The sequence below is a fragment of the Streptacidiphilus sp. PAMC 29251 genome (genome assembly GCF_054208735.2).
Window position 1 is genome coordinate 4516184 of record NZ_CM135725.2, and the last position, 17851, is coordinate 4534034.

The window sequence follows — 17851 nt, forward strand, 5'->3', positions numbered from 1 at the left end:
CCTCAGGCGTTGGGGCGCTGTTTGGCGGCGGCGGCTGCCGCCATGGCGTCGAGCTGGGCCAGCATCGGCATCGGGTCGGTGCCGACCGAGCCCGGCAGCACGGCGGCGATCCGCTGCGGCGTCCAGACCGGGCCGCTGCCGTCCGACGTAGCACTTTCCGCGTGCACGGCGCGCAGTTTCGCGCGGCTGGGCCCAGACCGCGATCTTCGGCCCGGCGACGGTGTAGACCTGCCCGGTGATCCCGGCGGCCTGGTCCGAGAGCAGATAGACGACCAGGGCGGCCACGTCCTCCGGCTCGCCGATCTCGGTCAGTTCCATCGGGACGTTGGCCGACATCCTGGTCCTGGCCACCGGGGCCACGCAGTTGGCGGTGACCCCGTACTTGTGCAGGCCCAGCGCCGCGCTGCGGACCAGCGAGATGATGCCGCCCTTGGCCGCGCTGTAGTTGGGCTGGCTCACGCTGCCGGTGTGGTTGCCGCTGGTGAAGCCGATCAGGGTGCCGCTGCCCTGACGGCGCATCAGTGCGGAGGCGGCCCGGAAGACGGTGAAGGTGCCCTTGAGGTGGGTGGCGATGACCGGGTCCCACTCCTCCTCGGTCATGTTGAAGAGCATCCGCTCGCGCAGGATCCCGGCCACGCAGACCACCCCGTCCAGCCGGCCGTACGTCTCCACCGCGGTCCGGACGATGCGCTCGCCCGCCGCCATGGTGGACACGTCGTCGGCGACCGCTACGCCTTCTCCCCCAGCTGCCTGGATCTCCTTGACCACGCCCTCGGCCACCTCGCTGGTGGGGTCGGCGCCGTCCATGCCCACGCCGTAGTCGTTGACCACGACCCTGGCGCCCTCGGCGGCGCAGGCCAGCGCGACGGCTCGTCCGATGCCGCGCCCCGCGCCGGTCACCGCGATCACTTTGCCGTGCAGGAACTCGCCCACGTCGCAGCCCTCCTCAAGAATCTGACGGACCGTTAGATTCTAGGTACGAGACGGGTGCGGCAACAGACCTGAGTGCCCGTCAGATCTCATTCACACCCGTCCGGGAGGCCGACCGTGCCCGCACTCACCGATTTCGACGAGTTCCGCGACATCGCCAAACGCGTCAACAACTGGGGCCGCTGGGGCGCCGAGGACGAGATCGGCACGCTCAACCTGATCACCCCCGAGGTGGTCCGCGCCGCCGCCGCGACCGTCCGCACCGGCCGCCGCTTCGCGCTGGCGCTGCCGCTGCAGCAGTACGGGGTGCAGACCGGGCTGATCCCCGGACGGGTCAACCCGCTGCACACCATGACCGCGCTGAACTGGGAGATGTTCGGCCCCGGCGCCATCGCCACCAGCGACGACGTGGTGACCATGGGGCTGCAGGCAGCCACGCACTGGGACGGCCTCGGCCATGTCAGCCACGGCGGACGGATCTGGAACAACCGCCCCGCCGCCAGCATCACCCCGCACGAGGGCGCGCTCTTCAGCGGCATGGAGAAGGCGCCCCCGCTGGTCAGCCGGGGCGTCCTGCTGGACGTCGCCCGGGCCCGGGGCCTGGCCCGGCTGCCCGGCAACCACCCGGTGACCCCGGAGGACCTGGAGGCGGCCCAGGAACTGGCCAGGACCACCGTACGGGCCGGGGACGTGGTGCTGGTGCGCACCGGGCAGATCCAGCTCTACCTGGGCGGCGACCGGGACGCCTACGCCTTCCCGTCCCCGGCCTGTCGCTGCGGACGCCGGAGTGGTTCCACGCCAGGGACGTGGCGGCCGTCGCCAATGACACGCTGACCTTTGAGATCTTCCCGCCCGAGGTGGACGGGCTGTACCTGCCGGTGCACGCCCTGGACCTGGTGGAGATGGGGATGCTGCAGGGCCAGAACTGGAACCTGGAGGCACTGGCGGCCGACTGCGCCGAGGACGGGGTCTACGAGTTCCTGCTGTCGGCCCCGCCGGAACCGTTCACCGGCGGAGTCGGCGCGCCGGTGGCGCCCATCGCGGTGAAGTAGCCGAAGTCGGCGAAGTAGCCGACGTAGTAGTCAATTCGGCCGACCGGTCTGGACAACTCGCCACAACCCACCCGGACGACAAGGGAGTTCGTGATCGCACACGAGCCTTCGGGCGGCCTCTGCCGGCCTGCCGGAAAGACCTGGTGGCGGGACGCCGTGTTCGCCTCGAGCTCGACACGGAGACCCGCCACCCTGCCTCGACGCATGGGCCCTGACCAGCGTCGATGCGATCCGCACTCGCCAAGGACAGGCAGGCTTGGCTAGGCCCGCGGCCGCCCTCGACGTCCCCTCGCAACGAATCGCTGCGTCCAAGCGTGATCAGGCAGACACGTCACGTCAATGGGTTACCCGGAATTCGGATTCGTTGCGTACGCTTTCGGACGACTGATCCACTCGGCGATGGCGCATTCCCCATGCCTCGCTCAGAGCCCCTCCGTGCGCCGCGCAGCCGCGGCATAACGCTCGCCCATCACCCGCTGGTACGGCGGGTCCGGATGCAGCCCGTCGCTGAGCCCGCCCGCCCCTGCGTCCGCCGGTCCAAAAAGAGATCGCGGCCATCTGCCCAGGTCAGAGCCCTGTCACCGCGCCTGCGCAGAACATCCACCACTCCTTCGGCAATCCCTCGTATCTGCTCCAGGGTCAGATCCCCCTCGACGTCGAGACCGCTTCCGTCGGCCGCGCGGCGGCAGGCGACCGTCGATTTCTCGCGCTCCCCGCCGAACACCGGGCCGAGAAGTGCTATCGGGACGCGGGGTCGCCGTGACCGGATCGTTGCCAGGAATCCATGCAGTACCGGTGCGAACGTACGTTCTCGCAGGCCAGCGGTATTGTGTACGTTTATACCGATTTTGAGGGTGATGTGATCGATCGGCAGCTCGGCAATCATCCGCGCCACCAGGGGGTCCAGCAGGCAGGCTCCGGCATAGCCGAGGTTGGTCACACTGCGGCCGAGCAGCCGTGCCGCCACCGCAGGCCAGGTCTGCGCCGGGTCGGCCCCGTGCCCGTGGGTGATGCTGCTGCCGTGCACCAGCCAGCGCGGACGGCGGTCTGGCGGGGCCGGGAGCAGGGCCGCCCCGTCCAGCGCGCGCAGACCGCGGAGCCGGATCCCGGGGAGGGTCGGCAGCCACAGCTCGACCTGCTTCTCTCTGCCCGGGAGGTGGTCGAAGCCCACCCCGTCCTGACTCAGCTCGGCTGTGGCGAACGACTGGCCGTCCAGCAGCAGTTCGCAGATCGAGGGGAAGAGTGGCGCGGGCGCAGTCCCTGGAATTGACGTCGGCAGCGCCGGTTCCGCGTCCAACCACAGCCGTCGCGAGGCCGTCACCAGCCGCAGCCGCACCCCGCTTGGGCACATCGCCGGGACCACGAGCTGCGGGTGGTACAACTCGACGTCGGCGAACGGCAGCCGCCACGGCTGCACCGCGCCGGGCGTGCGCTGGACGTCCACCATGCCGACCAGCGCCTGCTCCAACTCCGCCGGACCCCAACGGGATCCAGGAGCGGGCGGTGTCACGGACATTCAGCCCCCCATCGACGCCCAGTTGCCTGCCGCTGCCTGCCCGTTCACACCCAGCCACCTGCCCGGTTCACAGCATCCCGGCGCGGCCTGCGATCATCTCTCATGACAGTCTTACCCATTGCCTCCATCACTCCCCGAGGATCACGTGTCGAACCGCCGTCGCCCCAACCAGCGCCGCCGCTACGGCGTGCTCACCCTCAGCGCCGTGGTCCTCCTCGGCGGCGGCGCGGCTGTCGCCGTGGCCGCGACCTCGGGCGGAGGCGACTCCGGCAAGGCCCGACTGATCGTCAGCGCCGATCCGCTGCAGAGCCCGGGCGACGCCTCGGCCTCCGCCGGCGCGTCGGCGTCCGCGGGGTCGGGAGCGTCTGGGGCGTCAGGGACGGCGTCGGCCCAGGCCGGTGCGAGCGGCTCCGCCTCCGCCTCCTCCTCCAGCAGCGCCAGTGCCCAGGCCGGCAGCAGTGCCGGCGCCAAACACACGGTGCCGATTCCCGTCACGCCGGCGAAGAGCGTCCCGCTGCCCGCGCACGCGCCGGCCGTCTTCACCGGCAAGGCGTTCGACGCCTGCTCCGCGCCCAAGCTCGCCACCATGACCGCCTGGCGCAAGAGCTCCCCGTACGGCGCGGCGGCGGTCTACATCGGCGGCAAGAACCGCGGCTGCTCGCAGCCCCAGCTCACCAACTCCTGGGTGCACTCGGTCAGCTCGGCCGGCTGGAAGCTGATCCCGCTCTATGTGGGCGCCCAGCCGCCGTGCCAGACCGGCGGCAACCCGGAGCGGATCAGCGCCGCCAACGCCACCTCGCTCGGCACCACCGACGGCGCCGACGCCGCCGCCAAGGCGTCCGCGCTGGGGATGCGCGCCGGGAGCGCGATCTACCTGGACATGGAGTCGTACGACATCAGCAACACGTCCTGCGTGGCGTCCGTGCTGAGCTACGTCCAGGCCTGGGACCGGGCCGCCCACAGCAAGGGCTACTGGGCCGGGTTCTACGGCTTCAGCCAGTCCAGCGCCGCCGCCGTCGCCACGGCGAAGTCGGCCGGGAAGGCCGACCTGCCGGACGCTTTCTGGTACGCCCGCTACGACAACAACGCCAACACGACCACCGGCTTCCCGTGGCCGAGCAGCCTGTGGTCCGGGCACCGCAGGGGCCACCAGTACGCGGTGAACTTCAAGGAGACCTTCGGCGGCGCGAGCGTCACCGTGGACCACGACGCCTGGGACGGCCCGGTCGCGATCGTCTGACAGGTGCTGGCTGTGTGCTGACTCAGGTTGCCGTTCAGCCGACGAGGAGCTGATGGAGCGTCCGCGCCGTCTCCTCGTCCAGCAGCGGGACGGCCTGCTCACGCGGCTCGCGCTCGATCTCGCACCAGACCCGCTTGCCGCCGCCGTCGGGGAACCAGCCCCAGCGCTCGCAGAGGTTCTCCACCAGCTCCAGGCCGCGCCCGTTGGTCGCCTCGCCGGGCGCGTGCCTCGGCTTCGGCGGCCGGTCGCTGGCATCGGCGACCTCGACCCGCACCGGATACTGCTCCGCGCCGGGGCCGACCGGGAACTGCAGCCGCAGCACAGCGCTGTGGCCGGTGTGCACCACCGCATTGGTGACCAGCTCGGAGACGACCAGCACCAGCGCCTCGGACAACGAGGCCTCCGGGTCGTACCCGCAGCCGGACAGACGTGACCTGGCCCATCTCCGGGCACGCCCGACCTCGGCCGGGTCCGCCTCGACGGCGATCTGCAACTGAAGCACCTGCACCGCTCACACCACCCGTACTTGCGGGATCAGCTGCGCCTTCGGAACTGTCCGACATCGCGGACAGCGCAGAGAGCGCACCCATGCGCATCTGTTCCAGGATGTTTCGTCCGCACCGATTCCAGCAAGCGCTTCGGGCATATTCCAACACGGGGACCACCCCACGGTGCATACTGCCCCGGCCCTCTGTTTTGTCGCAGCTTGTGCCGCGACTGAGCAGACTGCAGGCCCTGCTGTCCGATGCGTGCGCACTCCGCGAGCGTAACCGAACCGTGGCCGGATCATGGGAACCCTGCGGACGCCCCGCCAGAACCACCCTTACGACAAGTGTCCGACGTACGTCTCTGCCATGCTGCTGAGCAGCCCGGATGCCACTTTCTCAGCACATTCGGCACTTCCCGCGAACATACGCTCCAGCAGCCAGGCGCGTTTGAGCAGCAGATGGACGTCAGCCTCCCAGGTGAACCCCATTCCCCGTGGACCTGAAGGCAGTCCCGCGCGCCGCGCACCGCCGCCTCGTCCGCGAGCAGCTTCGCCCCGGCGACCTCGACGGCGTCGAGCAGCGGGGTGGTTGGGGAGGTTGGGAAGGTTGCGGACAGTGCGGCGGCCCGGACCGCGGCCCGGGCCGGCTCCACCCGCGCCAGCATCTCCGCGCACAGATGCTGCACCGCCTGGAACGCCCCGATCGGACGTCCGAACTGCTCGCGCTGCGCGGCATAGGCCACCGCCGACTCCACCGCCCGCGTGGCCAGGCCGACCTGGAGCGCGGCCGTCAGCAACGTCCCCTCGGCCCAGAGCACCTCCGGATCGACGCCGGGCAGCAACTCCCCGCGCGGCAGCGGGGCGGTGAGCTCCCAGAGCGGGGTGAGCGGGTCGAGAGACCGGACCTGCCGGGCCGTCACCTGCCGAGGATCCACCGTCCGGACCTCCCCGGCCTCGGCGTCCAGCACCAGCAGCACGCTCAGCGACGGCAGCCGCTCCACCAGCACCGGCCCGCGGGGTGGTGCGGACACGGACGCAGGCACCCGCACCACCCCGGCGCGGCCCGTGCGGGTTTCCGCGGCTTCTGCGGCGTGCACCGCCGCAAGCTCCGTCGCCACCAGCGGGCCTGGGACCAAAGCCCGTCCCAGCTCCTCGAACGCGAGCACCGCCTCCGCCATCCCGAGACCGAGGCCCCCGTCTGCGATCGGTCGCCGCAGAGCGAACAGCCCTGCCTCGGTGAGCGCCTCCCACACCCCGTCCACCGGCCCTTCGGCCGGCCCTTTGGCAGCGGCGCGCAGCTGCTCCGCCCCGAACCGTCCCGCCAACAGCGCCCGCAGCCCGTCCCGCAGCTCCACCTGATCCTGAGTCAACCGAAAGTCCATCAGCCCGCCGCCCCCTCTCCCTCTCCCTCTCCGCAATTCGTCAAGCTACTTGTCCGATTTCGGCAACCCCAGCACCCGCTGCGCCACGATGTTCCGCTGGATCTGCGACGTCCCCGCCGCGATGGTGTAGGAGAGGCCCTGCAGCCGCTGCGCCGTCCAGCCCTCAGCGCCGGAGGCCTCCTCGTCCAGGACCAGCGCGCCCGGGCCCAGCACCTCGGCCGCCAGGTCGTACAGCTCCTGCCGCGCCTCGGAGAAGCGGAGCTTGAACACCGAGGCCCCCGGGCCGGGCACCCCGCCGCCCTGGGCCTCCGACACGTTCCACTGCACCAGCCGCCACAGCGCCCCGAACCGCGCCGCCAGCAGCCCAATGCTCCGCCGCACCCCCGGCTCGTCCCACGCGCCGTTGCCCTGCGCCAGCCGCGCCAGCGCCGCCAGCGAGCGGCGGCAGCCCACCACCTCGCCCGCGAACGCGGTCCCGCGCTCGAACGAGAGGGTCACCATGGTCACCCGCCAGCCGTCGTTCTCCGCCCCGACCCGGTTGGCGACCGGAATCCGCACCTCGTCCAGGAACAGCTCGGCGAACTCCGCTGTCCCCATCAGCGTCCGCAGCGGACGGACCGTCACCCCCGGCGCGTCCATCGGCAGCACCAGCCAGCTGATGCCCCGGTGCTTGGGCGCCTCGGGGTCCGTGCGGACCAGCAGCTCGCACCAGTCGGCGACTTCGGGCGTGCGAGGTCCACAGCTTGCTGCCGCTGACGACGTACTCGTCCCCGTCCCGCACGGCCCGGGTGCGCAGCGCGGCCAGGTCGGAGCCGGCCCCGGGCTCGCTGAACCCCTGGCACCACACCTCCGCGCCGCTGAGGATCGGCGGCAGCCAGCGCCGCCGCTGCTCCGGCGTGCCCTCGGCGGCGATGGTCGGCCCGGCGTGCAGCAGCCCGACGAAGTTCGCCCCCACGTACGGGGCGCCGGCTCGCTCGGTCTCCTCCAGGTAGATCAGGTGCTCGACCGGCGTCGCCCCCTGGCCCCCCGCCTCGCGCGGCCAGTGCACCCCGGCGTACCCGGCGTCGGACAACCGCCGCTGCCAGGCGGTGTCGTAGGCCCGACGACCGGGCCAGTCGGCGGGGTCGGGGGGCGGGGGCAGGTCAGGCAACGCCTTGGCCAGCCACTCACGCAGACCACGCCGAAAGGCCGCCTCGGCGGGGGTGTCACGTAGGTCCATACGGCCGGCTCCTGGTCTCGTCTCTGGGGCTCAAGGTCAAAGCTTTCGCTGCGCGGGTGGGGTCGGCCTTCGCCGTACCAGCGGCTGTTGCGCCGTCTCGCGTCTCCGACGCAAAGCGGCCAACTACGCGGGAGCAGGGCGGGGCCGAGCGCCGTCCCTTTCCTGCGGGGCGGCGGTGGTGCTGCGCCAGCCCGCCACCGCCCAGAGCCGCCCCCGCCTCGCCGCCGCCCGGGAACGGCGCCCCGCCCCGCACCCCCTCGGCGCAGTTGGCTGCTTTGCGTCGGAGACGCGAGACGGCGCGCGGGCCGCCGTTACGGCGAAGGCCGACCCCACCGGCGTGGCGCGAGCCGTAACCCGAACCCCCACCACCTACCGATCCAGATCCAGATCCAGATCCAGATCCAGCATCCGGATCGCGTTCCCCCGCATGATCTTGTAGACCACGTCCAGCGGCAGCCCCGCCACATGGTCCAGGGCCACCGCCTTCGTCTCCGGCCACGTGGAGTCGACGTGCGGGTAGTCGGTCTCGAAGGTGACGTTGTCGACCCCCACCTGTTCCAGCGAAGCGACCCCGTGCTTGTCGCGGAAGAAGCAGGCGAAGATCTGGCGGTAGTAGTACGTCGACGGCGGCTCCGGGATGATGTCCCGCACGCCGCCCCAGGCGCGGTGCTCGCGCCAGACGTCGTCGGCGCGCTCCAGGGCGTACGGGATCCAGCCCATCTGGCCCTCGCTGTAGGCGAGTTTCAGGGTCGGGAACTTCACCAGCACGCCGGAGAACAGAAAGTCCGTCATCGACGCCATCGCGTTGTTGAAGCTCAGCGTCGCCTGCACCGCCGGCGGCGCGTCGGGCGAGGCGGCCGGCATCTGCGAGGAGGAGCCGATGTGCATGCAGACGACGGTCCCGGTCTCCGCGCAGACGGCGAAGAAGGGGTCCCAGTAGCCGCTGTGGATCGACGGCAGCCCGAGGTAGGTGGGGATCTCGCTGAAGCAGACCGCCCGTACCCCCCGTGCCGCGTTCCGCTTGATCTCGGCGACGGCCAGGTCGACGTCCCAGAGCGGGATCAGGCAGAGCGGGATCAGCCGGCCGCCGCTGTCGCCGCACCACTCCTCCACCATCCAGTCGTTGTAGGCGCGGACGCAGGCCAGCGCCACCTCCTTGTCGTGCGCCTCGGCGAAGGTCTGGCCGCAGAAGCGGGGGAAGGTGGGGAAGCAGAGCGAGGCCTCGACGTGGTTGTTGTCCATGTCGTCGAGGCGGGCCTTGGGGTCCCAGCAGCCACGCCGCATCTCCTCGCGGGTGATGCCTTCGAGGGTCATCTCGTCGCGGTCGAAGCCGACGGCGGCGATGTTGCGCTTGTACGGGAACTTCAGGTCCTCGTAGATCCACCAGTCGGTCGGCGGACCGTCCGGGTCCATGGTGATCTGGTACTTCCCCGCGACGTAAGCCAGTTGGCCGATGCCGGCCCGGAGCGGCCGGGGGCCCCGGTCGCGGTACTTGGCGGGCAGCCAGGTGTCGAAGAGATGGGCGGGTTCGATCACATGGTCGTCCACGCTGACCACCCTGGGGAGGTTGTCAGCAGTGACCGGCTCGGGGTTGTCCATAGGTCTCCCTCCGAGGTCCGGCTGCCCGAACCCTTTACCTGACGATCCGTCAGATTGAGACTAGTGAGGCATGCGCTGGGCGGCAAGCGCCCGGAGGAGTGAGCCCGAACCGACCCGGAGGAGCCACCGTGACGACAGCCGACGAACGACTGGACGCACTGCTCGACCCCGTGCACACCGCGCTGGTGACCTGCGAGTGCCAGAACGGGGTGCTCGGCCCGGACGCCGTCTTCCCCGAGCTGGCCGCCGTCGCCGAGAAGGCGGATCTGGTCGGACAGATCCGGGAGTTGTCGGCGGCGGCCCGGAGCGCGGGCGTCCCGGTGCTGCACTGCACCGCGCTGCGGCGCGCGGACGGGCGGGGGGCGAACGCCAACGCCCGGCTGTTCGCGGCGGCGGCGAAGGTCGCCGCGCTGAAGCCGGGGGCCGCGCTCGCGCCGGGGTCGGCGGCGGCCGGGCTGCACCCGGGCATCGGGGCGGACCTGGGGGCGGATCTGGTGCTGCCGCGACTGCACGGGCTCGGCCCGTTCCAGGACACCGGACTGGCCTCGGTGCTGCGCAACCTCGGCGCGCGGACGCTGGTCTGCGTCGGGGTGTCACTGAACGTCGCCCTGCTGGAGCTGGCCTTCGGCGCGGTGGACGCGGGCTTCCAGGTGGTGCTGCCGCGCGACGCGGTGGCGGGCACCCCGGCCGAGTACGCGGAGGCGGTGCTGACGCACACCCTCGCCCTGGTGACGACGGTGACCGTGACCGAGCGGGTGGTACGGCGCTGGTCCGGCGCCGACTCTTGAGTCGGAGGACGCCGATCGGTAGCCTCGATCCAGATCTGACGACTAGTCAGATATCAGGGGAGGCCGCCATGACCACCAGCACCAGCACCGTAGCCGATGCCCGTACCTTCTGGGAGCTGCTGGAGCGCCGGGTCGCCGAGACCCCGGACGCGCCGATGCTGATCCAGGAGGTCGACGCCGCGAGCGGGCAGGACCGGGTGCTGAGCTTCCGCCAGGTCCGCGACCTGGCCCTGCGGACCGCCGCCGGGCTGCACCAGCGGTACGGCGTCGGCGAGGGGACCAGGGTCGCCTGGCAGCTGCCGACCCGGGTGGAGACGGTGGTGGTCTCGCTGGCGCTGGCCCGGCTGGGCGCGGTGCAGACGCCCGTCATCGCGATCTACCGGGGCTCCGAGGTCGCCCAGATCCTGCAGGAGGCGCGCCCCGAGCTGTATCTCGTCCCCGGTGAGTGGCGCGGGTTCGACTACCTCGCCTTCGCCCAGAAGCTGGCCGCCGGGCTGCCGACGCCCCCGCGCGTCCTGGTGCTGTACGACGCCGAAGACCTGCCCCAAGGGGACGTGGACGCGCTGCCCGCGCCGCCGCGGACCGATCTGTCCGACAAGCGGGCGCCGATCCGCTGGGTCTACTACACCTCGGGCAGCACCGGCACCGCCAAGGGCGCGCTGCACACCGACCGGACGCTGATAGCCGGCGGCGTCGGCATGGCCGACGCGCTGGGGATGGGGCCTGCGGACGTCGGCTCGATCGCCTTCCCCTATGCCCACATCGGCGGCCCGGACTACCTGGTCACCATGCTGGTGCACGGCTTCCCGGCGCTGCTGGTGGAGGTGTTCGCGCTGCCCGACTCGCTGCCCGCGTACGCCCGGCAGCAGGTCACCATGGCCGGCGGCAGCACCGCCTTCTACGCCGCCTTCCTGGCCGAGCAGCGCAAGCGCCCGCCGGGCGAGCGGCTGCTGCCCAGCCTGCGGGTGATCTCCGGCGGCGGCGCGCCGCGTCCGCCGGAGATGTACCGGGAGGTGCGGGACGAGCTGGGCTGCGTGCTGGCGCACGGGTACGGGATGACCGAGGTGCCCGCCATCTGCATGGGCTCGCCCAGCGACACCCCGGACCAACTCGCCCACACCGAGGGGCATCCGGTCACCGGGGTCGAGGTGCGGATCGTCCGCACCGCCGACGGCGCCGAGGCGGAGACCGGGGAGGACGGCGAGGTGTGGCTGCGCGGCCCGATGGTCTGCCGGGGCTACACCGACCCCGAACTCACCCGGGAGTGCTTCACCGTGGACGCCGACTCGGCCGGGCTGCTGCCCTGGCTGCACACCGGCGACCTGGGGCACGTCCGCGAGGACGGCCATGTGGTGCTGACCGGGCGGCTCAAGGACATCATCATCCGCAAGGGCGAGAACATCTCCGCCAAGGAGATCGAGGACCTGCTCTACCAGGACCCCCGGGTCGGGGCGGTCGCGGTGATCGGGCTGCCGGACCCGGTGCGCGGCGAGCGGGTGTGCGCGGTGGTCGAGCGGAAGCCGGGGGTGGAGCCGCCGACGCTGGCGGAGATCGCGGCACGGCTGCGGGCGGCGGGGCTGATGGCGCAGAAGATCCCGGAGCAGCTGGAGATCGTGGACGCGCTGCCGCGCAACGAGACCCTGCGCAAGGTGCTGAAGCACGAGCTGCGCGCGCTGTTCGCGGTGCTGCCGTGGCAGGACCCGGCCCGCGGCGGTTCCCGCACACTGCCCTGAGAGAACCCTGACCCGCCCCCCGCCGTCCGGCCAGGGGTCGCTCATCCATTGGTATGAGGCTCCCAGAAAGCTCACAGGTAGGCTCGGATGTGAAGCCATCACCCGGGCTTCTCCCACCAAAGGTCACCAATGAGTCTCACAGGCATGCCCTTCTTCGTCCTCACCATCGCCCTGGTCGTGCTGACCGTGGTGGCGCTGGTGCTGGTCTGGAACCGGATACCCGGGCCGGCCCCGGCGCGGATCGCCGCCCGGGTCGGCTTGACCGTGTTCAGCCAGGCTGCCGCGGTGGTGATGGTCCTGGTGTACGTCAACAACAGCATGGGGCCGTTCTACGACAGCTGGGGCTCGCTGGTCGGCGAGAACGCCGAGGTGCAGCTGCCGCCGAGCGCCGGCGGCAAGCCGGTGGGATCGGGCGGCAACGATGCCGGCTCGGTCACCCAGAAGCTGGTCTTCACCAAGTACAACTCCGACGTGATGCGCACCACCGCCGTCGGCCCGGACTCCCGGATCAAGGGGGACCTCTACGTCTGGCTCCCGCCGCAGTACAACGACCCGGCGTACGCGCACACCAGCTTCCCGGTGCTGGAGCTGCTGCCCGGCACCCCGGGCGTGCCGCAGACCTGGTTCGGCACCCTCAAGGCCGACCGGACCATGGCCCAGCTGATGCAGCAGGGCAAGGTCAAGCCGATGATCCTGGTGGCGGCCCGGATGAACATGTTCGGCGGCACCAGGGACTCCGGCTGCGCCGACCTGCCCGGCAGCTACCGCACCGCGACCTGGCTGGGACGGGACGTGCCCGCGCTGGTCAAGGAGCACTTCCGGGCGTCGGCCGACGCCAAGAAGTGGGCGATCATGGGCTACTCGGCCGGCGGCTACTGCGCCGCCAATGTCGCGGTGCACTACCCGCACACCTTCCATGCCGCGGTCAGCATGTCCGGCTACAACGCCCCGATCTCCGCCGCGGTGACCCATGACCCGCAACTGGCCGCCGCCAACAACCCGCTGCTGGAGCTGCGGAGCCAGGCCGTGCAGCCGGACCTGGTGCTGATGGCGATGGGCTCCAGGCAGGACCCGGGCACCGTCGGCGACGCGACGGCGCTGGTCAAGGCACTGCACCAGCCGAAGACCAGCCAGGTGCTGACCCTGGCCAGGGGCGAACACGACACCGGGACCTTCATCGCCGAGATGACGCCCGGGCTGGAATGGGCGTCGCAGCAGATCGCCGGCTGAGCGGGTCTCGTCAGGGCCCTAGACCGGGAAGACCGCGCGGACCACGCGTTCGGCCGCGCCGCCGTCGTCCCAGGGGCAGAACCGCTCCCGGAACGCCGCCCGCAGCTTCGCCGACTCCGCCGCAGCCGGGGCAGCGGCCTCGGCCGTGGCCGGCTCGGCCAGCAGCGCCGCCAACTGCTCCGGGGTGTCGGCGACCGGGCCCGGGGGCTGCTCCCTCAGGTCGAAGTAGACCCCGCGGAAGCGCTGGTACTCGGCCCAGTCCGGGGTGAACAGCACGATCGGCCGGTCCAGCACCGCATAGTCGAACATCAGCGAGGAGTAGTCGGTCACCAGCACGTCGGCGGCCAGGCACAGCTCCTCGACCGAGGGGTACGCGGAGACGTCCAGGACCTGCCCGGCGCCCAGCTCGGCCGGACGCGACGCGGTGTAGTAGTAGTGGGTGCGGACCAGCAGGGTGGTGTCCGGGCCGAGCGCGGTGGCCAGGGCCTCGAGATCTGTCGCGGGGACGTAGCCCGCGTGCTGCTCCCGCCGGGTGGGCGCGTAGAGCACGGTCCTGCGCCCCTCGGGGATGCCCAGCCGCTCCCGGATCTCCCGCGCCTCCGCCGGGGTGCCGTTCGCCAGCCGGTCGTTGCGGGGGTAGCCGGTCTCCAGCACGCGGTGGTCGCCCGGGTAGGCGGTGCCGAAGGCCGCGGTGGTGTGCGGGTTGGGCGAGACCAGGTAGTCCCAGCGGGCCACATGCTCCAGCAGCCGCTCGAAGTCCATCTCGTCCGCGCCGCCGGGGTGGCCCCGCATGTCCATCCCCATCAGCTTGACCGGGGTGCCGTGCTGGGTCTGCAGGTGCACGGACCCCGGCCGCTTGGTCATGTTGCCGGGGAAGTTGACGTTGTTGACCAGGTACTTCGCGGTGGCCATCAGCTTCAGGTAGGCGGGCGTGTTGGCGATCACATAGGGCACGCCGGCCGGCAGCGCGGCGGCCTTGGCGGCGTCCGCGACCACCCACACCCCGCGTACCTCCGGGGCCAGCTCGCGGGCCTTCTCATAGATCGCGGCCGGGTTGCAGGCATAGCCCCGGTACCAGTACGCCGCGTACACCGCCAGCTTGTCGTCCAGCGGAAGCTGCTGGTAGGCGGCGTAGAGCCCGCGTCGGGCGGTGCCGCGGACGGCGCGGCGGGCCAGCGGCACGCTGCGCCGGGCGGTGGTCCTGACCGCGCCCTTCACCGTGCGCGGCAGCGCCTGCAGCGGGCGCAGCCGCTGGTACGCGCCCCAGGAGTCCCGCTCGACCAGCCGGTACTGCACCCCGCGCAGCCCGCTGGGGTGCCGGTGCCCGGCCGGGCGGTGCCGGCGGACGTGGTCGGCGGCGCGGGCGAAGAACTCGCGGCGCAGCTCGGCCGGGACCAGGCCCGGGGTGTCCAGCACGGTCACCGCCTGCCGCAGGGTGCGGTCGAAGACCAGTCGGCGCAGCTCGACCGGGAGGTCGGGGCGGCTGTCCAGGAAGGCGAAGATCGCGTCGTACTCGGCGAAGACGTCCAGGTGCTTGGGCGAGGGGGTGGTGGTGATCGCCCCGGGGCGCTGCCGCCGGTAGTAGTAGACGTCCTGGTCCAGGAAGCTGATCCGGGCCGCCCCCAGCAGCAGCGGGTAGGCGACGGCGATGTCCTCGTAGTGGCTGGGGCCGAAGCGCACCCCCTCCGCGCGCAGCCGCTCCAGGTAGGCGCGGCGGGTGACCTTGTTCCAGACCGCCAGGATCATGCTCAGCACCCCGGGCCACTCGGCCAGGGTGAAGCTCTCCGGGGCCCCGGCCATCAGCCCGCGCCAGGTGTCGGCCTCGACCCCGCCGTCCGGGTAGGCCCGGACGAAGCCGGTGACCAGCACGTCCGGGCGCTCGGCGGCGGGGAAGGCGGTCAGCCGGGCGGTGACGGCCGCGGCCGCGCCCTCGGCCAGCCAGTCGTCCGGGTCGACGAACCAGACGTAGTCGCCGGTGGCCAGGTCGAGCCCGGCCTCGCGGGCGCCGCCCTGGCCGCGGTTCTCCGGCAGGTGCAGCACGGTGAGCCGGGGATCGCGGGCGGCGTACTCGTCCAGGATCGCGCCGGAGGCGTCCGGCGAGCAGTCGTCCACGGCGATCACCTGCAGGCCGGGGAGCCCGGCGGGCCCGCCGGCCAGGATCGAGTCCAGGCAGCGGGGCAGGTACTCGGCGACCCCGTGCACGGGCAGGACGAGGGAGAGGGTCACGGCGGGGTTCACGGGGGTCTTCTCCAGGGGCCGGGGATCGCGCAGTCCCGAGCCTACTTGGCGGAGGCCAGCATCCTGACCGGCAGGGGCGAGCGGACCGCGGTGGCCGAGGCCAGGTCGGGGTGGATGTCGAAGAGGCGGTGGATGCCCAGCGCGCCGAAGACCCGGTGCACCTCGGCGCAGCCGCCGTCCCGGGCGTCCGGCAGGACCAGCCGCAGCTCGCCCGCGCAGGAGCGCAGCAGCCGCCGGGCGGCGATCAGCACGCCCACGCCGGTGGAGTCGCAGAAGCGCACCCCGCTGAGGTCGAGCACGATGGTCCGGCTGCCCGCCGCGACCGCGCGCTGCACCTGCTCGCGGACCATGCCGCCGGAGACCAGGTCGATCTGCCCGGCCACCCGCAGCAGCAGCAGTTCGCTGTCGCCCGATCGGGGGCCGGCGCGGTGGGGGCCAGGGTTTCGGGGGTCACTGTCAATGTGGTCACGCTGTGCCGCGATTCTCGGGTCGGAGGCGAGCCATGGGGCAGAAGTGACGTCGATCCGGTCACAGAGCGTCCATGACGAAGCATCAGGTTAACCGGAGTGAACAGGAGAAGGCACGAGGGCTGACCCGCTCCGCGCCACCGTTTCACCAAATCCGCGCGTATCCCCCGCCAGGAGCGATACGTTTGGCCAAGCGCCCAAGTACGGTGCTCAGAGGAAGGGGTGGTGCCCATGGCAACGCCGGCCCCCATCCGTTGGGACCGTCAGATCCAACGCCGCCTGGCCCGCGGCGAGGAGTCCGCGCTCGGCGAGCTCTACGACCAGTTCGCGCCTCTGGTGCACGGTCTCGCCAGCCGGGTGCTGCCCGATCCCACCGCCGCGGAGCAGATCACCCGCGAGGTGTTCGCCCATGTCTGGGAGCATCCGGAGGAGTTCGACCCGGCGCACGGCTCGATGCGCTCCTGGATCGGCACGCTGACCCACCGCCGCGCCGTCGAACGGCTGCGCGAGGACCAGAAGGAGACGGACAGCCCCGAGGGCTACCCCATACCGCTGGAGTCCTCCAGCGTCGAGGAGCAGGTCCTCGCCGAGGCGACCGCCGCCCGGGTGCAGTACGTCGTCACCTCCCTCCCGCAGGCGCTGCGGGAGACCCTGGTCCTCACCTACTTCGGCGGCAAGACGTACCAGCAGGCCGCCCAGGAGCTGGGGATCAGCGCGGCCACCGCGAAGCACCGGATGCGGCTCGGCCTCCAACTCCTCGCCACCGCCCTCTCGACGGAGCACAGCCCATGACCGGTCCCCTGCGCCCGGGCACCTCCGGGGAAGCACAGCCAGACCACGACACCCTGCGCGGCCTGCTCGGCGCCTGGGCCCTGAACGCCTGCCCGCTGGCCGAGACCGAGTGGATAGAGAAGCACCTGGACGGGTGCCCCTCCTGCGCCGACGAGGCCGGCCGGCTGCGGGACGCGGCGGGCTGGCTCTCCGCCCACGAGCCGCTCGACCCGGCGCCGACGCTGCGCACCCAGGTGCTGACCCGGGCCCTGTCGGTCCGCCCGGCCGGGATCAGGGTGCCCGAGTACGCCTCCGGATTCGTCGCCGAGACCGCCCGGCTGGACGCGCTGCTGCGCGACCTGGGCGAGTCCGACTGGATCCAGCGGGCCGAGCTGCCCTGGCACGGCGGGACCGAGCAGCAGCGCCCGGCCGAGGTGCTGTGCCACCTGGCCGCGGTGGACGGTGTGCTGTCCCGGGCGCTGGGCCTGCCCGACCCGGTGCCGACGGGCCCGGCCGGCGCCGATCCCGGTGTCGACCTGGTGCAGCGCACCGCCCGGCTGCAGGAGGCCCACCGCCGCCGCGGTCCCGAGGCGGTCCGGGCGTTCTGGCGCGAGCAGACCAGGGCCCTGGTGGAGACCGCCTCCCTGGCCGAGACCAGGGACGGCCTGAGCGCCGGCAACGTCATGGTCGACTACGGCACGTTCCAGCTGCCGGTGCGGGACGCCTTCGTCGACCGTGCCTTCGAGTGCTGGATCCACGCCGACGACATCGCCGAGGCCATCGGCTGGCCCTACGGGCCGCCGCGCGGGGTGCACATCCGCGCCATGGTCGACCTGGCCACCCGGCAGCTGCCGCAGGCCATGGCCGCGCTGCGGGTCGAGGGGATGGCCTCGCTGACCTCCTGGCACGACCCGTCCTACGGCGACCCGCGCGGGATCAGGGCGGTGAAGCTGATCATCGAAGGCCGCGGCGAGAGCGAGTGGCTGGTCCCGATGGAACCGCTGCCGCCCGGCTCGGGACCGCTGCCGCACGACATCGAGCCGGTGGCCACCCTGGCCATCGACGGCGTGGAGTTCGCCTTCCTCTGCTCCGCCCGGCGCGATCCCGACCGCACTCCCTGCGGCATCACCGGCGACCGCGCCGCGGCCCGCGACCTGCTGCACGCGGCCCGGCTGCTGTCCCGCCCGTAGAACCTGGCG

At 72.1% G+C, this 17851-nt stretch carries 12 protein-coding genes and 3 pseudogenes; 7 read left to right on the top strand and 8 right to left on the bottom strand.

The window, feature by feature from the left end; all coding sequences use genetic code 11:
• Positions 1 to 2: 2 nt before the first annotated feature.
• Positions 3 to 933: pseudogene (locus ACXKR8_RS21160) on the bottom strand (SDR family oxidoreductase).
• 114 nt (positions 934 to 1047) lie between these two features.
• Between ACXKR8_RS21160 and ACXKR8_RS21165 the strand changes: the two are divergent.
• Positions 1048 to 1982, top strand: a pseudogene (locus ACXKR8_RS21165) (cyclase family protein).
• Positions 1983 to 2451: 469 nt separating this feature from the next.
• On the opposite strand, the gene ACXKR8_RS21170 reads toward ACXKR8_RS21165, so the two are convergent.
• The gene (locus ACXKR8_RS21170; RefSeq protein WP_462100619.1) at positions 2452 to 3450 is read right to left on the bottom strand and encodes a GDSL-type esterase/lipase family protein; all 999 of its coding nucleotides are present in this window, start codon (positions 3448 to 3450) and stop codon (positions 2452 to 2454) included.
• A gap of 193 nt (positions 3451 to 3643) precedes the next feature.
• Here ACXKR8_RS21170 and ACXKR8_RS21175 point away from each other — a divergent pair, with 193 nt between their 5' ends.
• On the top strand, positions 3644 to 4738 hold the full coding sequence (locus tag ACXKR8_RS21175) for a glycoside hydrolase domain-containing protein (RefSeq protein WP_458274446.1): 1095 nt from the start codon (positions 3644 to 3646) through the stop codon (positions 4736 to 4738).
• A 34-nt stretch (positions 4739 to 4772) separates the two neighbouring features.
• On the opposite strand, the gene ACXKR8_RS21180 is transcribed toward ACXKR8_RS21175, so the two are convergent.
• The 4 genes and pseudogenes from ACXKR8_RS21180 to ACXKR8_RS21195 all read right to left on the bottom strand — a co-directional run bounded on the left by ACXKR8_RS21180 (position 4773) and on the right by ACXKR8_RS21195 (position 9425).
• A complete protein-coding gene (locus ACXKR8_RS21180) occupies positions 4773 to 5246 on the bottom strand; it encodes an ATP-binding protein (protein ID WP_458274447.1) in 474 nt (157 codons plus the stop codon).
• Between the two features lie 278 nt (positions 5247 to 5524).
• Entirely contained in the window at positions 5525 to 6595 is a 1071-nt protein-coding gene (locus ACXKR8_RS21185) for an acyl-CoA dehydrogenase family protein (RefSeq protein WP_462100620.1), read from the bottom strand.
• A 57-nt stretch (positions 6596 to 6652) separates the two neighbouring features.
• Positions 6653 to 7826 (bottom strand): annotated as a pseudogene (locus ACXKR8_RS21190) (acyl-CoA dehydrogenase family protein).
• A 369-nt stretch (positions 7827 to 8195) separates the two neighbouring features.
• The gene (locus ACXKR8_RS21195; protein ID WP_458274450.1) at positions 8196 to 9425 is read right to left on the bottom strand and encodes an amidohydrolase family protein; all 1230 of its coding nucleotides are present in this window, start codon (positions 9423 to 9425) and stop codon (positions 8196 to 8198) included.
• A gap of 128 nt (positions 9426 to 9553) precedes the next feature.
• On the opposite strand from ACXKR8_RS21195, the gene ACXKR8_RS21200 reads away from it, so the two are divergent.
• The 3 genes from ACXKR8_RS21200 to ACXKR8_RS21210 all read left to right on the top strand — a co-directional run bounded on the left by ACXKR8_RS21200 (position 9554) and on the right by ACXKR8_RS21210 (position 13176).
• The gene (locus ACXKR8_RS21200; protein WP_458274451.1) at positions 9554 to 10213 is read left to right on the top strand and encodes an isochorismatase family protein; all 660 of its coding nucleotides are present in this window, start codon (positions 9554 to 9556) and stop codon (positions 10211 to 10213) included.
• A gap of 68 nt (positions 10214 to 10281) precedes the next feature.
• Positions 10282 to 11946: a class I adenylate-forming enzyme family protein gene (locus tag ACXKR8_RS21205; protein ID WP_458274452.1), complete on the top strand. Its 1665-nt coding sequence runs from the start codon at positions 10282 to 10284 to the stop codon at positions 11944 to 11946.
• Between the two features lie 144 nt (positions 11947 to 12090).
• On the top strand, positions 12091 to 13176 hold the full coding sequence (locus ACXKR8_RS21210; RefSeq protein ID WP_458274453.1) for an alpha/beta hydrolase: 1086 nt from the start codon (positions 12091 to 12093) through the stop codon (positions 13174 to 13176).
• An 18-nt stretch (positions 13177 to 13194) separates the two neighbouring features.
• Here the strand turns inward: ACXKR8_RS21210 and ACXKR8_RS21215 are convergent, their stop codons facing one another.
• Complete coding sequence (locus ACXKR8_RS21215; RefSeq protein WP_458274454.1) at positions 13195 to 15414, bottom strand: bifunctional glycosyltransferase/CDP-glycerol:glycerophosphate glycerophosphotransferase; 2220 nt, start codon at positions 15412 to 15414, stop codon at positions 13195 to 13197.
• Between the two features lie 41 nt (positions 15415 to 15455).
• Positions 15456 to 15812 (bottom strand): STAS domain-containing protein, encoded by a 357-nt coding sequence (locus ACXKR8_RS21220; protein ID WP_462100691.1) that lies wholly within the window; start codon positions 15810 to 15812, stop codon positions 15456 to 15458.
• Between the two features lie 300 nt (positions 15813 to 16112).
• Between ACXKR8_RS21220 and ACXKR8_RS21225 the strand changes: the two genes are divergently transcribed.
• Positions 16113 to 16673 (top strand): sigma-70 family RNA polymerase sigma factor, encoded by a 561-nt coding sequence (locus tag ACXKR8_RS21225; RefSeq protein WP_458274455.1) that lies wholly within the window; start codon positions 16113 to 16115, stop codon positions 16671 to 16673.
• Positions 16670 to 17842, top strand: coding sequence for a zf-HC2 domain-containing protein (locus tag ACXKR8_RS21230; RefSeq protein WP_458274456.1), 1173 nt, complete (start codon positions 16670 to 16672; stop codon positions 17840 to 17842). The genes ACXKR8_RS21225 and ACXKR8_RS21230 overlap by 4 nt, the downstream gene beginning before the upstream one ends.
• Positions 17843 to 17851 lie beyond the last annotated feature (9 nt).